Here is a 17749-nt window from a genome sequence, read left to right as displayed (position 1 = left end):
GTCCGTCAGCGCTGCGGGTGTTTCACCTGCAGCGCCTTGCCGGTCCACGTCGTCTCGACGTCGAATCCGGTTTCCTCGGCCACGCTCTGGCCGGGCGCGATCCACTTGATGCGGACCTTGCGCGACTTGGGCATGCCCTCGTAGCCCTTGCCCTCGCGCGCGCCGATGCTGACGGTGCCGGTGGCATCGTCGTAAGCGATCGGCATGCGCTCGTAGGCGCCGGTCTTGTAGCTCTCGGTGCGTCCGTCATCGTTGTAGAGCGAGAACGACCCGTCGGCACCGGTGTAGATCACCAGCGTGACGGGAGCCTCGGGCTTCTCGTCGACGTACTGGATGACCGGGCCCATCGGCACGATCGAGCCTGCCCGAACGAACAGCGGCATGCGCTCGGCAGGTGCAGGGACCGTGGCGGACGTGCCGCCCTGATAGGTCTTGCCGCTCTCGAAGTCGTACCAGGTCACGCCCTGGCCCGGGAACCATACATCGCGCTCGTGAGCCTGGTACTCGGCCACCGGAGCGACGAGGAAGGCCTTGCCGAACAGGAACTGGTCGTTGATCTTGCGCGCCTTGGCGTCATTCGGGAAGTCCATGACCATGCCGCGCATGATCGAACCGTCCTTCATGTAGGTGTCGGCGCCAAGCGTGTAGATGTAGGGCATGAGGCGGTAGCGCAGCTTGTCGTACCACACCATCGAGGCACGCATGTCGGACCCTTCAGGCGCGATCTCGAAGATCTCGCGGTAGGGGTATTCGCCATGGCTGCGGAACAGCGAACTGAAGGCGCCGAACTGGAACCAGCGCAAGTTCAGCTCCTGCCACTCGGCAAGGTCTTCCGGCGTCGGGTTCTCCACGGTCCAGCGCGGCTCGACCGAGAAGCCGCCGATGTCGTGGGTCCAGTTCGCAAAGCCCGACATCGCGGTGTTCACGCCCGCCGAGATCTGTGCCTCGAGGTCGTACCAGCGCGTCGCGACGTCGCCCGACCACACGGCCGAGCTGTAGCGCTGGAGCCCGGCAAAGCCCGAACGCGTAAGCAGAAACGGGCGCACGTTGGGCTTGTAGGAACGCCAGCCGTCATAGAACGACTGCGCGTTCATCAGCGGGTAGGAGTTGAAGAACTCCGCCGCAGGGCCAGCCGCCGTCGGGCCCATCGTGTCGATGCGCTTCTCGATCGAGAGGTTCGAGTGCAGGTCGGGCTCCGAAGCGTCGGCCCACCAGGCATCGAAGCCCTTGACCGCGATCTTCTTTTCGATCTGGTCCCAGAAGATCTCGCGCCCCTTGGGCGAATAGGGATCGTAGAACGAGTTGAGGTAGCCAACGCCAACCCAGTCCTTGTTCCCCTGCTCGACGTTGCCGTGGTACATCGCGCCTGCGGCATCGAGTTCCTTGTAGTTGTCGGTCGTGGGATAGAACTTGGGCCAGACCGAGATCATGATCTCGGCGTTGTTCTTGTGAACGTCGTCCACCATCGCCTTGGGATCGGGGAAGCGCGTCTCGTCGAAATCGTGGCTGCCCCAGGCGTCGTCCTTCCAGTAGCGCCAGTCGAGCACGATGTTGTCGATCGGGTAGTTGAGCTGGCGATAGGTGTGCAGCACGTCGAGCAGTTGGTCGGTATCTTCGTAGCGCTGGCGCGACTGCCAGAAGCCGTAGACCCACTTGGGCATCATTTCCGACTTGCCGGTAAGCTGGCGATAGCCCGCGATCACGCCGTCCATGTCCTTGCCGGGGATGAACCAGTAGTCCTTGTCGCGCGCGACCTCGCTGGTGAACCAGACCGAGTGACGGTCCGCCTCGGGCATCGGGTCCTTGTGGAGCAGCGCCATGTAGCCCGCGTTGGGCTCCCACTCGATGCGGATCTCAGCAGGCTTGCCCGCGGTCATCGGCACTTCGAAATCGGCGTACCAGGGGTTCCAGTTCTGGCGCCAGCGATCGAGCACCAGCTTGCCGTCGACGTAGACCTTGAAGTAGCTCGAGCCGTAGAGCTGGAACTGCTGCACGCCGGTCTTGTCCGGGTGCACCGTGCCGGTCCAGACCACGGTCTGCGTCTGCACCGCGTTGCCGGCGGTGTTCTGGCCCTCGGTTGCAGCCTCGGTCTTGGCCTTGGCGGCCTCGGGCCACTTGGCCTGATCCTCGATGTACTGGTAGTCGATCGAGGCTTCGGTCTGTTCGACCGCGAGCTTGCCGTCGAGGAAGTACTGCGCCTTGAAGCCCGGCTTGCCGTCCGAGGTTACCTTCAGGCCATCGGCTTCACCGACCAGCTTGTAGGGCATCGGGTTGCCGAAGCGGGTGATGCTCTCGTTGTCCCAGAGCAACCCGTAGTTCTTCGTCGAGACGACGAAGGGGGTGCCGATGTCCATGTTGTGCTGGGCAAGTTCGACGTCCTTGCCGTTGAAGTCCATGACCGCCTGCTGGTGCTGGCCCAGACCGTAGAGGCCCTCGTCGGTGCCGCGGTTGAACTGCTGCGAGACGGTGACGTAGGGCTTGCCGTCGGCCGAGGTCTGGGTGAACGCGGTCGGGGCGGATTCGGCGAGCAGTTCCTGACCCTTGGCATCGTAGAAGCGCACCTGGCCCGAGGCCTTGTCGATCGCCGCGACCGCCTTGGCGGCGCTGATGTAGACGTAGCCGTTCTGGTCGCTGACGGTGAAGGCTCCGGCCTTGGGCGGGTTGGGCGCCATCAGGCTGGCATTGGCCGCAGGTGCCTTGAGCCCCTTTGCGTGAGCGACGACGTGGAAGATGCCATCGCCGTGCAGCGTGACGCTCACCTTGTCGGAGGGACCGCTATCGGGCGTGACGACGACACCGCCATCGACCTTCTCGACACTGGCCGCAAGCGCGGGCACCGAGCACAGCGCGGAACCCGCGAGCAATGCTGACAATTTCAGAAACTTCATGGTCTTATCCCCTGCCCTTGCGGCCTGATCGCTCTAACCGAGCTTACTTGGATGAATAGAAGCCGGTGGTGACCTTGAGCACCTGCGGCCTGTCGATGAGATTGATGCCGTAATCGGTCTGATCGCCGTTCCACACGCGCGAGGTGACCCACTTGCCGTCCTCGAAGGTGCCTTCCTCGACCGAGAGGACGACGCCGTTGGTCTCGCCGTTCGCGGGGCTGAACCTCACGCGCACGTGATCGCCCATGACGAGGTATTCGGTGTCCGAGAGCTGCGCCACGGCGAGACCGCCCACCGGCTCATCGGCCCATTCGGGCGGCTCGGAAGGCAGCCAGGTCCAGTCCTTCTCGCCGAACTGCCACTGGCCCCAGTCGGCACTGATCTTCCACTTGCCCATCACCGTCTCGCGCGCCGCGCCGTCGTCGGGCTTGGCCGCGCCCCAGATCGGGCGGGTGAAGGCGATCTTCGCCCAGTCGCGCATGATCGGTTCGAGCGTCGCGTAGGGCAGCGCGAAGGCCCCCATCGTCTCCTCGTCGAGCGCACGCGCACCGAGCGGGTAGTTGTAGAAACCGGTCGCATCCATGCCGAAGGGTGCAAAGCCGATCCCGCCCTTGCCGATGGTCGGCCAGAAGAAGCGCGCGAATTCCTTGGCGTTGCCGATCTCGGGCACCATCAGCGCGTTGTCCGCGCGGTTGTACTTGTCGAGGTAGGCAACGATGTTGGCGCTGTCGCGGTCGTAGATGTCGGGTCCGGCGAAGTCGATGTCGGGCGCGGCCGCCTTCCAGATGTCGAGCACGTCCCACTGCGGACCGCCGCTGGCGACACCGGTCGGATCGGGCACGTTCGAGGGCCCTGCAAGCGAGGCATTGACGTACATCGGCAGGTCCTTGACCGCGCGGCCCGCCTTGGCGACCTCGTTGACGAAATGCGCAACGTGCCAGGTCTGGAAGGCGCGCGGGGCCTGCTTGCCGAAAGCCTGCTCCCAGGTGCCCGACTTGCCCGTCTTCTTCGCCAGCACCGCCGGGATCTTCTGCGCGAAGAGCTTGTCCGCGGCCGCCGAATAATCGCGCGGCACGCGATAGGAACCGGTCTCGTTCTCGGGCTGGACCATGATCACGGTGTTCTGCTGATCGTGGTCGCGCAAGAATTCCATGACCTTCACGAAGGCGCGGCGGTCGGCATCGAGCGTGCTTTGCGACAGCGGCGTCAGCACGTAGTGGTCCGAGCCGTCGGGCGCCTTCATGCGCGGGAAGCGCTTGTTGTCGAGCTTGACCCAGGCCGGCGTGTAGCTCGGGCTGGTGTTCTTCCAGGTGCCGAACCACAACAGCACCACGCGCTTGTCGTGGGCGCGCGCGGCATCGAGCAGCGCCTGCAGGTAAGTGAAGTCGAACTTGCCCTCGACCGGCTCGACCTGCTCCCACGCAACCGGGATCTCGAGCGTATTGGCATGCATCGCCTCGAGCACCGGCCAGACCGCATCGAGCATGTCCGGATAGTTGCTCGAGTTGTTGGCCTGTGCTCCGAGCATCAGGTAAGGCTCGCCATCGACGATCAGCGCGTGCTTGCCACCCTTGCTTTCGATACGCGGCAAGGTACTACCCGCCGCCCATGCGGGTGCCTGTGCGAAGACACTGGCGGCCATCGCCAGCGACGCGATCAATGCGGTCTTTTTCATTCCTCTCCCTCCGCCGGATCGCCATAGACGATGCCCCGGCCATCGGTTCCGATGTAGACCCGCCCGAACAGGCGCGGGTCCCCTGAAATCACGCGGATGCGCATGCCCCACTGGTGCGCGTCGTCGTTGATGCGCTGCCACTGCGCCCCGCCGTCGAGCGAGCGCCAGATCGCGCGCAGACCAGCCTTGGTGCCCAGCGCGTAGAGTGCAGGCTCGAGAGCGTCCTTCGCGGGCTTGCCCAGACCATAGCGCTCGATCGCAATGCCCTGCCCGGTACGCGTCCAGGTCTCGCCCGCATCCTCGCTGTGCCACAGGTCTCCGCCGAGGTTGAGCCACAAGGCCCCGGCGCGCGCCGGTTCGGCAAGGAGGGGCGGCGGTGCCTCGCGGTTGGTCGAGCGCGCAGCGCTCAGGTCTGCAGGCAGTCCGCGCCCGGCAACGCGCTGGAAGCTGGCGCCGCCATCGTCGCTGCGTACGAGATAACCGCGCGCGAAGTCGAGCGCATAAAAACGCGTGGCATCGCGCTTGTCGGCCGTGACGCGCGAACGCGATGGCAGCCCTTCGACCGCCTGCCAGCTTGCGCCGCGATCGCGGGTCACGAGCGGCGTACCTGCCTCGACAAGGAAGCTCTCGCCGTCCGCGCTCACCGTTATCGCGGCATCGCCGGTGGCCTCGGGCAAAGGCTTGCCGGCGCCGCTCGGCGTGCCTGCTGGCAGGCGCAGCGGCGTCCAGCTGCTCGCCCCGTCGAGCGAATAGGCGAGCGAGGTGTCGGGCACCACGCGCGCATGGGTGTTGCCCGAGCGGACCATGACCTGCGGCGCCAGACCTGCGTAGTCGAGCGTATTGGTGTTCGACAGGAACGGGTTCACGTGCTGCGTCGTGGGCGAGACGGTGAAGTCGTCGTGCCGGAACCCGCCGATATCGCCAAAACCCGAGACGAGATGCGCACCGCCGGTCGGGCTGGTGAGCGTGATGATCGCGGTCTGCTCGATCCCCCGCGTCCAGGGCTTCCAGTGCATCGTGTCCGGCCTGGCGAGCTCGTCGGTGGCGTAGACCGTGGCGCCAGTGACGTAGGCGGCGTGGCTCTTGTCGAAAGGATCGATGGCGAGCCCCGCGATCCAGTGCCCGAAATTGGCCTTGCCCCCGAAGTCGAGGAAGGGCGTTGCCGAAACGTCGCGCACCGAGCGCTTCCACAAGGGGTCCCAGTGCGTCCCGCCGTCGCGCGAGAGCCAGACGGTATCGACCGGGTCACCGCGATCGACGGTACTGACGGCGATGTACCTGGGGTCCTGCGCCGAGACGGCGACGCCCATGTAGCCACCGACAGGCGCATCGCCACCCTTGAGCGGGGTCACGTCGAGCCAGGTCTGCGCACCGCTGTCGTAGCGCCAGACCGCGCCGCGGGTGATGCCATTGGGGCCGATGCCATCGCACCAGGTCACGGTCAGCACGCCGTCACTGCCGAGCGCGGCCTTGACCGGGAGCAGGCCGTCGTCTCCGGGCCCGCCCGGGATCGCCTGCCAGCTTGTGCCACCGTCGTCAGAGCGGAACACCTGGCGCACACCCGGATCGGTACTGCCGACAAAGACGCGCCCTTCATGGCGCGGATCGAAGACGACCCAGGACAAGCCGCCGTGGGTCTCGCGCCGCCCCTCGGGCAGGCCGAGCCCTGCAACCGGAAAACTTTCGGCGCGGTGCCAGCTGGCTCCCGCGTCCTCGCTCGCCCACAGCCCCTGATGGCGCGAACCGTAGAACAGACGCTCATGATCGAAGGGATCGATGGCGAGCCGTTCGCCCATGCCGCGCCCATTCTCGTTGCCGCCCATAGCGAAGGGCACGCGCGTGGTGCGCCATGTCCTGCCATAATCGGTCGAGCGCAGAATCGCGGCAGGTGCGGACCAGTGCATGCCAGCAGCGAGATAGACCGTGCCCGCATCGAGCGGATCGGCAGCCAGACTCTCGATGCCCATGAAGCTGCCTTCGGAAACATGGTCCATCAGCGGCAGCCAGCGCTGCATCGCCGCGTCCCAGCGGTAGGCGCCGCCCATGTCGCTGCGCAGCCAGGCCAGCCCCTGCTCGACAGGGCTGAAGATCACGCCCGGCGTGAAACCGCCACCGCCGACGCGCACGCCCTGCCAGTCATATGCAACGGATGCGGAGGCTGACTGGCGCTCGACAGGTGCACCGGATGCCTGCACGCTCGATGGCAACGCAGCGACGATCGCCACGGCCGATGTGAGCGCAGACAATGCTTTTCCGGATGCCCCCGTGAAGGCCATTCTCTCCCCTCTCTCCGTCGTGGACGGGCTCGATTCGCCCCGCTCCCAAAGTCGCGTCTTGACGCTGGCTTGCGGTTTATAGATAACGCTAACACCTGTGGAGGGGAATAGCAGTGACGAAAAATTATCCGGGCAGCGATCTGGGGCTGCCTGAAGACTGGCAAAACGGGATTTTCATCGGCCGCATCGATGCCGGCGATGGCCCTACCCCGATCCTGATTCGCGAAGGCGCAGTCTACGACATGTCGCAAGTCGCCCCGACCAGCGCCGCGCTCGTCGCCGGTGGCCTGCGCGATGGCGGCGAACGTCTCGGCGGTCTCGAAATCTTCGAGAAGGTCCGCCTGCTCAGCCCGATCGACCTGCAGTGCGTCAAGGCCTGCGGCGTGACCTTTGCGGTTTCCGCACTGGAGCGCGTGATCGAGGAGCGTGCGCGCGGCGACCATACCGCAGCAGCCCAGCTGCGCGGCAAGATCGAGGAAATCCTGGGCGGTTCGGTGCGCACCACCGTCCCCGGCTCGCCCGAGGCCGACGCGCTCAAGCAGACGCTGATCGACGAGGGCATGTGGTCGCAGTACCTCGAGGTCGCGATCGGCCCCGATGCCGAAGTCTTCACCAAGTGCCCGGTGCTCGCCACCGTGGGCCATGGCGAGGCGGTCGGCGTGCGCTCGGATTCGAGCTGGAACAACCCCGAACCCGAGATCGTCATGGTCGCCGGGCCCGACGGCAAGGCGATCGGCGCGACGCTCGGCAACGACGTCAACCTGCGCGACTTCGAGGGCCGTTCGGCACTGCTGCTGGGCAAGGCCAAGGACAACAACGCCTCGTGCTCGATCGGGCCGTTCATCCGCCTGTTCGACGAAGGCTACACCATCGAGGACGTGCGCAGCGCCGACGTCGCGATGACCATCACCGGTTCTGCGGACGACTACCTTCTCGAAGGCTTCTCGACGATGCGCGAGATCAGCCGCGATCCCGAAGACCTGCTGCGACAGGCGATGAGCGAGCACCAGTATCCCGACGGCCTCGTGCTGTTCTGCGGCACGCTTTTCGCGCCCACGCAGGATCGCGACGAACCCGGCCGCGGCTTCACCCACAAGGTCGGCGACACCGTGACCATCTCGAGCCCGCGCCTGGGCACGCTGGTCAACCCGGTGACCACTTCCGCCGAAGCGCCCGAATGGACCTTCGGCATCGGCGACCTCTTCACCAATCTCGCCCGTCGCGGCCTTCTTACCCGCTGAACGGCTGACAGGACCACCATGTTGAGCACGACATCTCCCCAGGGCCTGAGCGCCGTCTACCCCGACCTGCAGGACCGCCGCGTGATCATCACCGGCGGCGCGACCGGCATCGGCGAGGGCCTCGTCGAGGGCTTCGTCGCACAGGGCGCGCAAGTCGCCTTCATCGACATTCAGGACGAGGCCGGCGAGGCGCTGGCAAAGCGGCTTTCGGGCGCACGCCATGCCCCGATCTACCGCCATCTCGATCTCACCGACATCGACGCGGTGCAGACCACGATCAAGGGCCTCGTCGAGGAACTCGGCGGGATCGACGTTCTCGTCAACAATGCCGCGAACGACGACCGCCACACCATCGACGAAGTCACGCCCGCGTTCTGGGAAGAGCGCATGAACGTGAACCTGCGCCACCAGTTCTTCGCCGCGCAGGCCGTGGCCCCGGCCATGCGCGCGGCGGGCGGCGGCGCGATCATCAACTTCGGCTCGATCAGCTGGCACCTCGCGCTGCCCGATCTGGTCCTTTACCAGACGACGAAGGCAGCGATCTCGGGCCTGACGCGCAGCCTCGCGCGCGACCTCGGGCGCGACAACATCCGCGTCAACACGATCGTCCCGGGCAACGTGAAGACACCGCGCCAGGAAAAGTGGTACACGCCCGAGGGCGAGGCGGAAATCGTTGCGGCACAGTGCCTTTCGGGCCGCATCGTGCCGCAGGACGTAGCCGCTCTCGTGCTGTTCCTCAGCTCGGATGGCGCGCGCATGTGCACCGGGCACGACTATTTCGTCGACGCCGGCTGGCGCTGACGCACCGGGAGTTCAAGCCAAGTGCAAGCCCAACACCTCCTCTCGCTCGGCATGGAGCTGGGTGAAGGCCCGGCCTGGATCGACGGCGCGCTGTGGTTCGTCGACATCAAGCGCGACACCGTGTTCCGTCACGATCCGGCAAGCGGCGAGCTGACCCGCTGGCAGGCGCCCGAGCACGTGGGCTGGGTGCTCCCCAGCGCCACCTCGGGACTGATCGCGGGCCTGCGCAGCGGGCCGCATCGCTTCGATCCGGCCGATGGCAGCTTCACGCGCATTGCCGAGACCCAGCCCGATCTTCCCGACAACCGCCTCAACGACGCGGCAATCGACGGCGAAGGCCGGATCTGGTTCGGCACCATGGACAATCTCGAGGAATCGGCGACCGGGCAGGTCTTCGTGCTCGACCAGGGCGCGGTCACGACGACGCAGATCGCTCCGATCACGATCACCAACGGTCCGGCGATCTCGCCTTGCGGCGCGATCGTCTACCATGTCGACACGCTCGCGCGCAGAGTGATCCGCCACCGCATCGCTGCCGACGGCAGCCCCGATGCAGGCGAGGTCTTCCTCGACTTCAACACCGAGGACCGCGCCGACTGGGGTCATCCCGACGGCGCGATCTGCGATGCGCAAGGGGCGGTCTGGCTGGGCTTCTACGGTGGCTGGGCGGCACGCCGTTTCGCCAGCGATGGCACGCTGACCCACGAGGTGCGATTCCCGGTCAGCAACGTCACCAAGGTCGCGCTTGGCGGCGAGGACGGGATGAGCGCCTTCGCAACCAGCGCGCGCCAGGGACTGAGCGAGGACCAGCTCGCGCAGCAACCGCTCGCAGGCGATGTCTTCACCTTCCGGGTCGACACCCCCGCAGCCCCGCCGAGGCGCGCAAACACCTGAAGAAATCACGCGGGATCGGGACAAGAAAAGCAAACCCCCGATCCCCAGGGCCAAGGCCCGGGAAAGGATCGCCGCAATGGAAACGGTCAGTCTCAACAAGCGCCTCGTCGCGCTCGTCGTCATAGTCGCCACGATCGGCGGCTTCATGTTCGGTTACGATTCGGGTGTCATCAACGGCACCCAGAACGGCCTCGAGGCCGCCTTCGACCTCGGCAGTCTGGGCATCGGCATCAATGTCGGCGCGATCCTCGTAGGCTCCTCGTTCGGCGCCTTCATCGCAGGGCGCCTGTCCGACATGATCGGGCGTCGCGGCACGATGATGCTCGCAGCGGCGCTGTTCCTCGTCTCGGCCCTGCTCGCGGGTGCGGCCGGGTCCTCGGCCATCTTCATCTTCGCACGCATCATCGGCGGCCTGGGCGTCGGCGCGGCGAGCGTGACCTCGCCGGTCTACATCTCCGAAATGACGCCTGCCCACGTGCGCGGACGTCTTTCCAGCGTGCAGCAGGTGATGATCATCACCGGCCTCACCGGCGCCTTCGTCGCCAACTTCGTGCTGGCACGCTGGGCCGGTGGTTCGACTGCCGACCTGTGGTTCGACTTCCCGGCATGGCGCTGGATGTTCTGGCTCCAGGCGATCCCGGCGCTTGTCTACCTGCTCGCGCTGCTCACGATCCCCGAGAGCCCGCGCTATCTCGTGGCGCGCGGCCGTAACGAGGAGGCGCTCGCCGTCCTCACGCGCCTGTTCGGACCCGAAACCGCCCAGCGCAAGGTCGCGGAAATTTCCGCGTCGCTCGCCGCCGACCATCACCGTCCCAAGCTCTCGGACCTCGTCGACAAGGGCACCGGCAAGATCCGCCCGATCCTGTGGGTCGGCATCGGCATCGCGGTGTTCCAGCAGCTCGTCGGCATCAACGTGGTGTTCTACTACGGCGCCACGCTGTGGCAGGCGGTCGGCTTCACCGAGGACTTCGCCCTTCAGATCAACATCATCTCGGGCGCGCTCTCGATCGGCGCCTGCCTCGTCACCATCGCGCTGATCGACCGCATCGGCCGCAAGCCGCTGCTGCTGATCGGTTCGGCGGGCATGGCGGTCTCGCTCGCCGTCGTCGCATGGGCCTTCTCGACTGCGGCAACCGGACCCGACGGCAACGTCGTGCTGCCCGGCAGCGCGGGCGTGATCGCGCTCATCGCAGCCAACGTCTACGTCGTCTTCTTCAACGTCAGCTGGGGCCCGGTCATGTGGGTCATGCTCGGCGAGATGTTCCCCAACCAGATCCGCGGTTCGGCGCTGGCCGTCGCCGGCTTCGCGCAGTGGATCGCCAATGCCGCGATCTCGGTCAGCTTCCCGACGCTGGCCAAGTCGCCCGGCCTATCGGTGACCTACGTGTTCTACGCGTTGGCCGCAGCGGTCTCGTTCTTCTTCGTGCGCGCGACCGTGCAGGAGACCCGTGGCCGCGAGCTCGAGGACATGCAGGGATGATCCTCGAAGCGGGCGAATGGCAGCTCGAAATCGACCCGGTGCACGGCGGCATGATCCGCGCGCTGCGCCGGGCCGGAGCCGACGTGCTGCGCCCTTCGCCCGAGGGCAGCGCGGTGCCCTTCGAGAGCGCGTGCTTCCCGCTCGCGCCCTATGCCAACCGCATCGCGATGGGCAGCTTCGACTGGCAGGGCGAGAGCTACGGCCTCGCCCCCAACCACCCCGAACAGAAGCACCCGCTGCACGGCACGGTGTGGCTCGCCGATTGGCGGGTGGAGGAAAGCAGCGCGAACCGGGTCACTCTCGTCACCGAGCATCCCGCGAACGCAGACTGGCCCTGGGCGTTCACCTGCCGCCAGACATTCGATCTCTCGGCTGAGGGCCTGGCTGCCAGCCTCGCGGTCACCAGCACCGATACCCGCCCGCAGCCGGTCGGGCTCGGCTTCCACCCGTGGTTCGCGCGCGAGAAAGTCACCGCAGTCGCCTTCACCGCACAGGGCCTGTGGCTCGCCGACGAAGAAATGCTGCCGAGCGCAACGGCCCCTGCCGATGCGCTCGGCGACTGGAGCGAGGGCGCCCCGCTCGAGCGCGCCGACCTCGTCGATCACTGCTACACCGGCTGGTCAGGAACCTTGCGGATCGCGCGCGAGGACGGCGACATCCTGCTCGAAAGCGACAACGGCGACTACCTGCACCTGTTCGTGCCGCCGGGCCGCGACTTCTTCTGTGCCGAGCCGCAAACGACAATGCCCGATGCCGTGAATCGCGAGGCGCCCGCGCCGCTGCTCCCTGGCGAGAGCGCGATGCTCGACATGGTCATCCGCTCGGCCTGAGGCCGCACCTCACATCGCGCGCGAGGTCGCGACCGGACGACGGCGCGGCGCGGCATCCGATTGACGGCGCACCAGCTTGTGCTCGACGCAGATACGCTGGTTGCCGATCTCGTCGATCTTCTTGTTACGGATCAGCGTCACCAGCAGTTCCACCGCCCGCCGGCTCATCTGCGTGATCGGCTGGTGGATCGTCGTCAGCTCGGGCCAGATCGTGGTCGCGAGCGCGATGTCGTCGAAGCCGCAGACGGTGAGGTCGCCCGGCACGTCGAGCCCGCGGCGATGCGCGATGGCGACGGTTGCCGCAGCCATGTCGTCGTTGCTGCAGAAGATCGCCGAGGGCGCATCCTCCAGCGAGAGCAGCTGCTCTGCCGCATCGAGCCCGGAGCGGTAGGTGAAGAAGCCTTGCGCGACGAGCTCGGGATCGAAGGCGACCCCGGCCTGGTCGAGCGCCTCGCGATAGCCCTCGAGCCGCTCGTGGCTGGCCGAGAGATCGGGATGGCCGACCACGAAACCGATGCGCTGGTGACCGAGGCCGAGCAGGTGCGCGGTCATCTCGCGCGCCGCGCTGCGGTCGTCGATCATGATCGCGGCGACACCTTCGTGCGGCTGCGCCGTAGTCACCGCGACGGTGGGAATGTGCGCCTGTTCGAGCACCGAGAGCACGGCATCGGCCTCGCAGATCGGCGGCGGGAGGATCACACCGTCGATCCCGCCCGCGATCAGCCGTTCGACCGCCTGGCCCGCGTCCTCGTCATCCTCGACCTTGCGCACGATGATCTGCACGTCGCTGCGCCCGGCCTCTTCCAGACTGCCGACGATGAAGGCACTGAGAAAGGCCTCGGACGGGTTCGAATAGAGCAGGCCGAGCCGGATTTGCGCCGCACCCGCCAGACTGCGCGCCGCGCGGTTGGGGGCATAGTTGAGTTTGGCGATCGCGGCATTCACCGAATCGCGGGTCGATTGCCTGACCTTGGGCTCGGCATTGATCACGCGCGAGACGGTCATCATCGAGACCCCGGCGAGCGCGGCCACGTCGGCAATGGTGGGTGCCCCGGTTTGCCGGGATCGTGAATTGCGGCGTTTGCGCTCACTATCGGACATGAAGCAACTCTAGCAGGGTTGCGCAAAAGGCAAAGAGGCTCGTGCGGCTTCTTTCACGGGAAAATGGTAGCGCAATCATCCGGGATCGCCTAAGGATCGGGCAGATGGGAAATAACGAGGATGTCATGAAGAAACTTCACCGCATCGCGCAGGCGCTCGTCCTGACTTCGTGTGCCAGCGCCGCACTCGCGCAGGCACAGACCGCCACTCAGGCGGTGACGCCGACCCCGGTGCACCCCGAGCTCTGGCCCGCCGCGAAGAGCCCCTCCGATTTCATCGATCCCAAGGTCGAGGCGCGCATCACCAAGCTGCTCAAGGCGATGAGCCTGCGTGAGAAGGTGGGCCAGATGATCCAGGCCGACACCGCCGCGATCAAGCCCGAAGACCTGCGCGACTATCCGCTCGGCTCGATCCTTGCGGGCGGCAACTCGCCGCCGCTCGGCGCACCCGATCGCTCGCCCGCCAAGCCCTGGGTCGACACCGTGCGCGCCTTTGAGAAGGTCGCCATGGAGAAGCGCGCTGGCCACACCGCGATCCCGCTGATCGTTGGCATCGACGCGGTCCATGGTAACAGCAACGTCGTGGGCGCGACTCTCTTCCCGCACAACAGCGGTCTTGGCGCGATGCACGATCCCGAGCTGATGCGCGAGATTGGCCGGGTTACCGCCGCCGAGACCGCCGCCTCGGGCATCCACTGGGCCTTCGGCCCGACGCTCGCGGTCCCGCAGGACGACCGCTGGGGCCGCGCCTACGAGGGCTATTCCGAGAATCCGGCAATCGTCGCGGCCTATGCAGGGCCGATGGTCGAGGGGCTGCAGGGCAAGCCCGGCAGCAAGACTACCGTGCAGCAGGGCCGTGTCGCGGCGAGCGTGAAGCACTTCCTCGGCGACGGCGGCACCACCGACGGCATCGACCAGGGCGACACGCAAGTCGACGAAAAGACCCTGATCGCGATCCACGATGCTGGCTATCCCGCCGCCGTCGATGCCGGGACGATGACCGTCATGGCCTCGTTCTCGAGCTGGAATGGCGTGAAGATGCACGGCAACAAGGCCCTGCTGACCGACGTCCTGAAGGGCCGGATGGGCTTCGACGGCTTCGTCGTGGGCGACTGGAACGGCCACGGCCAGATCCCGGGCTGCACCAACACCGACTGCCCCGCCACCTTCAACGCCGGGCTCGACATGGCGATGGCCCCCGACAGCTGGAAGGGCCTGTTCGATTCGACGCTGGCCGCAGCGCAGGACGGCCGCATCCCGATGAGCCGCATCGACGATGCCGTACGCCGCATCCTGCGCGTCAAGTTCAAGCTCGGCCTGTTCGACAAGGCCCGCCCCTTCGAGAACAAGCCGCAGGAAATGGGCTCGAGCGAGCACCGCGCCATCGCGCGCCAGGCCGTGCGCGAGAGCCTCGTCCTGCTCAAGAACGAAGGCGTTCTCCCGCTCAAGACCAGCGCCACCGTCATGGTCGCTGGCGAAGCTGCGGACGACATCGGCCGCCAGTCGGGCGGCTGGACACTCTCGTGGCAGGGTGATGGCAACACCAACGCCGACTTCCCCGGCGCGACCTCGATCTACGCTGGTATCGCCGATGCGCTCAAGGCTGGCGGCGGCAAGGCCGTGCTCTCGCCCGACGGCAGCTTCACCACCAAACCCGACGTCGCGGTCGTGGTCTTCGGCGAAGAGCCCTATGCCGAATTGCGCGGCGACGTTCGCACTCTCGAATTCCAGCCCGGCGACAAGAAGGCGCTCGCACTGCTCAAGAAGCTCAAGGCTGCAGGCATTCCGACCGTCTCTGTGTTCCTCTCGGGACGACCCTTGTGGGTCAATCCCGAGCTCAACCAGTCCGACGCCTTCGTCGCGGCCTGGTTCCCCGGCTCCGAGGGCGAGGGCGTGGCCGACGTGCTGGTCGGGGGCAAGACCGACTTCACCGGCAAGCTCTCCTTCAGCTGGCCGATCACCGCAGCGCAGTTCCGCCTCAACAAGGGTGACAAGGACTACGACCCGCTCTTCCCGCTCGGCTATGGCCTCACTTACGCCAAGGGCGGCCATGTCGCCGCACTGGGCGAGGAGCCGGGCATCGACGCCTCGATGTCGAACTCGAGCGTGTTCATCGCCGACGGCATCGTCGCCAAGCCCTTCAACCTCGAGACCGCACCGGGCGTGAAGCAGCGCCTCGTCGACAGCGCCGATCGCCAGGAAGGCGCGATCCGCTTCGACTGGAGCGGCGCGGGTTCGGCCAATATCCTGGGCCCGAACCTCAAGCTCGAGCGCGAGGCCAATGCCGACATGAACGTCGAGGTCACCTACCGCCTCGACAAGGCCGCGAGCGGCCCGGTCACGCTTTCGCTCGGCTCGGGCAAGGTGCGCATCGACAAGGTCCTCGCTCAGCCCGGGCAGTGGAGCAAGCTGCGTATCTCGCTCAAGTGCTTCGCCAACCACGGGACCTACATGGGCGGCATCGCACGCCCCTTCTCGCTCGAGGCAAGCGCGCCCTTTGCGATCTCGGTCTCGGACATGAAGCTGGCGACCGATCCCGCCGGCGCCGTGTGCCCCGAATAAGCAGGAGTACGCGATGAAGGAACCTGCATCGACTTCACGCCGGGCACTGCTGGGTGGCGTCGCCGCACTGGGCGCAGCCAGCATTCTGCGCCCCGGCAAGGCGGAGGCCGGGCCGACCGCGCTAACCTACGGCGGGGAAACCATCGCACTTTGGCCGGGCAAGGCTCCGGGAGCGCCGGCAAAACTGCCCGTCCGCAAGGTCGGACAGGGCAGCAAGGACCCTGCCTTCGACGACCGTGCGATCACCGGCATTGCGACGCCCAGCCTCGAAGTGCGACGTCCGGCCTATCGCAACGGTTCGGCCGTGCTCATCATTCCGGGCGGCGGCTACGAGTTCCTTGCCTGGGACAACGAAGGCGAGGAGCAGGCCAACTGGCTCACCCGGCGCGGAGTGACCTGCTTCATCCTGTCCTATCGCCTGCCCGGGGAGGGCTGGGCGAAGCGGGCAACGGTGCCGCTGCAGGACGCACAGCGCGCCATGCGCCTCATCCGTGCAAACGCCGAAACCTACGGCATCGATGCAAGGCGCGTCGCCGTACTGGGCTTTTCGGCAGGCGGGCATCTCGGCGGATCGCTCGCCACGCGCTTCGCCGAAGATGTCTACGCGCCTGTCGACGAGGCCGACCGGCTTTCCGCGCGCCCTGATCTGGCCGGACTGATCTATCCGGTGATCAGCCTCGCCGAACCCTTCACGCACGCCGGCTCGCGCGACGCCCTGCTCGGCAAGAACGCGAGCAAGGACGCGCTTCGTGCGGCCTCGGTCGAAAACCGCGTCACCGCCGACACGCCGCCCACCTTCCTCGTGGCGACAAGCGATGACGGGCTCGTCCCGATCGACAACAGTCTCGCCATGTACCGCGCGATGCTGGCAAAGCAGCGGCCCAGCGAGTTCCACGGTTTCGACCGTGGCGGCCACGGCTTCGGGGTGCGCTACAAGGACGACATCCCAGTGCATGTCTGGCCCGAGCTGTTCCACGCCTACGGCGTTCGCCACGGCATCTTTAGCGCATGAACCGCATCGTTCGCCGCGCCGCCCTTATTCTGCCTGCGGCAGCGCTGCTGATTGCGGCAGGCGAGCCCCAGCACTACCAGTCGAGCCCCGAGCGCCGAACCGTGGAGGATACCCGCGACTGGGGCCCTTGGGCCGGGCCTTTCCGCGAGCAGCTGGTGCCCTCGCTGATGCAGGACTTCGGCGAGAAGTACCTCTATGCCCCGGCCAATGCCGCCCTGCCCGCCCCGGCCTCGGACGAACAGCGCGTCGTCTTCATCGGCGACTCGATCACCGACCTGTGGGATCTCGAAAAGTTCTTCCCCGGTGAGCCTTACATCAATCGCGGGATCGGCTCGCAGGTCACGGCGCAGATGCTGGTTCGCTTCGAACAGGATGTTGTCGCACTCAGGCCCAAGGCCGTCGTGATCCTGGGCGGTGTGAACGATGTCTCGGGCTTCCTCCAGGTCGAGAGCGAGGAAGGCATCGTCTCCAATATCGAGGCGATGGCCGACATCGCCGACCGTCACGGGATTGCGGTCGTCCTGTGTTCGATCCTGCCCGTCACCAACACGCCCCAAGCCGACTATGTCGAGACCGAGCGCAAACCGGCGCAGCTGCGGCGGATCAATGCCCGGCTCGCGGCACTGGCGACCAGCCGCGGCTATGCCTTTGCCGACTACACCCCCGTGTTGGCGAACGAATCGGGCCTGCTGCAGCAACGCTTCACCCGCGACGGCGTACACCCGCTGGCGAGTGGATACGCCCGCATGGCACCGATCGTGCACGCGGCTATCGAGAGTGCGCTTTCACACTGACACCGATGGCTGGCCGCCTGTCGGAGGTTTTCAGAGGACGCCGCTGCGCAGGGCCGCAAGGTATTGAAGAGGCGCGGGAACAACGCGCCAAATTGGTGGTTTGTCGAGCCCGGTGCGGCACGAAAGTGACACTGCACCGACAAATGTTAGCGGTCTACATTTGATGTTGCGGCTATGTAATCACGGTGATAGAGGC

General features: G+C 66.5%; 12 protein-coding genes. 8 read left to right on the top strand and 4 right to left on the bottom strand.

Translation table 11 applies throughout. The features are described 5' to 3' along the window. Positions 1-5: 5 nt before the first annotated feature. The 3 genes from I5E68_RS18215 to I5E68_RS18205 are packed head-to-tail and all read right to left on the bottom strand — an operon-like array spanning position 6 to position 6809. Positions 6-2888: a glycoside hydrolase family 31 protein gene (locus I5E68_RS18215; protein ID WP_197166831.1), complete on the bottom strand. Its 2883-nt coding sequence runs from the start codon at positions 2886-2888 to the stop codon at positions 6-8. Positions 2889-2931: 43 nt separating this feature from the next. After that, a complete protein-coding gene (locus I5E68_RS18210; protein ID WP_370463790.1) occupies positions 2932-4563 on the bottom strand; it encodes a DUF5597 domain-containing protein in 1632 nt (543 codons plus the stop codon). Next, the gene (locus tag I5E68_RS18205) at positions 4560-6809 is read right to left on the bottom strand and encodes a WD40/YVTN/BNR-like repeat-containing protein (protein WP_228727324.1); all 2250 of its coding nucleotides are present in this window, start codon (positions 6807-6809) and stop codon (positions 4560-4562) included. The genes I5E68_RS18210 and I5E68_RS18205 overlap by 4 nt, the downstream gene beginning before the upstream one ends. Before the next feature lie 143 nt (positions 6810-6952). Here I5E68_RS18205 and I5E68_RS18200 point away from each other — a divergent pair, with 143 nt between their 5' ends. From I5E68_RS18200 to I5E68_RS18180, 5 genes are read left to right on the top strand one after another with little or no spacing between them, the layout of a single operon-like run. Further along, positions 6953-8080, top strand: coding sequence for a fumarylacetoacetate hydrolase family protein (locus I5E68_RS18200; protein ID WP_323982214.1), 1128 nt, complete (start codon positions 6953-6955; stop codon positions 8078-8080). Between the two features lie 18 nt (positions 8081-8098). Then, positions 8099-8881: a D-xylose 1-dehydrogenase gene (gene xylB, locus I5E68_RS18195; RefSeq protein ID WP_197166830.1), complete on the top strand. Its 783-nt coding sequence runs from the start codon at positions 8099-8101 to the stop codon at positions 8879-8881. Between the two features lie 21 nt (positions 8882-8902). Beyond that, entirely contained in the window at positions 8903-9775 is an 873-nt protein-coding gene (locus tag I5E68_RS18190) for an SMP-30/gluconolactonase/LRE family protein (protein WP_323982213.1), read from the top strand. Further along, the gene (locus tag I5E68_RS18185) at positions 9717-11255 is read left to right on the top strand and encodes a sugar porter family MFS transporter (RefSeq protein WP_197166829.1); all 1539 of its coding nucleotides are present in this window, start codon (positions 9717-9719) and stop codon (positions 11253-11255) included. The genes I5E68_RS18190 and I5E68_RS18185 overlap by 59 nt, the downstream gene beginning before the upstream one ends. Continuing rightward, positions 11252-12085, top strand: coding sequence for an aldose 1-epimerase (locus I5E68_RS18180; protein WP_197166827.1), 834 nt, complete (start codon positions 11252-11254; stop codon positions 12083-12085). The genes I5E68_RS18185 and I5E68_RS18180 overlap by 4 nt, the downstream gene beginning before the upstream one ends. Positions 12086-12094: 9 nt before the next feature. Here I5E68_RS18180 and I5E68_RS18175 read toward each other — a convergent pair whose 3' ends face one another. Next, entirely contained in the window at positions 12095-13186 is a 1092-nt protein-coding gene (locus I5E68_RS18175) for a LacI family DNA-binding transcriptional regulator (RefSeq protein ID WP_197166825.1), read from the bottom strand. A gap of 125 nt (positions 13187-13311) precedes the next feature. On the opposite strand from I5E68_RS18175, the gene I5E68_RS18170 reads away from it, so the two are divergent. From I5E68_RS18170 to I5E68_RS18160, 3 genes are read left to right on the top strand one after another with little or no spacing between them, the layout of a single operon-like run. After that, positions 13312-15747 (top strand): glycoside hydrolase family 3 protein, encoded by a 2436-nt coding sequence (locus I5E68_RS18170; RefSeq protein WP_197166823.1) that lies wholly within the window; start codon positions 13312-13314, stop codon positions 15745-15747. 13 nt (positions 15748-15760) lie between these two features. After that, the gene (locus I5E68_RS18165; protein WP_197166821.1) at positions 15761-16759 is read left to right on the top strand and encodes an alpha/beta hydrolase; all 999 of its coding nucleotides are present in this window, start codon (positions 15761-15763) and stop codon (positions 16757-16759) included. After that, positions 16756-17553 (top strand): GDSL-type esterase/lipase family protein, encoded by a 798-nt coding sequence (locus I5E68_RS18160; RefSeq protein ID WP_197166819.1) that lies wholly within the window; start codon positions 16756-16758, stop codon positions 17551-17553. The genes I5E68_RS18165 and I5E68_RS18160 overlap by 4 nt, the downstream gene beginning before the upstream one ends. The last annotated feature ends 196 nt before the right edge of the window (positions 17554-17749 follow it).

It is taken from the genome of Novosphingobium aureum (genome assembly GCF_015865035.1).
Taxonomy (GTDB): domain Bacteria; phylum Pseudomonadota; class Alphaproteobacteria; order Sphingomonadales; family Sphingomonadaceae; genus Novosphingobium; species Novosphingobium aureum.
This window is presented reverse-complemented; position numbering and strand designations above follow the sequence as displayed.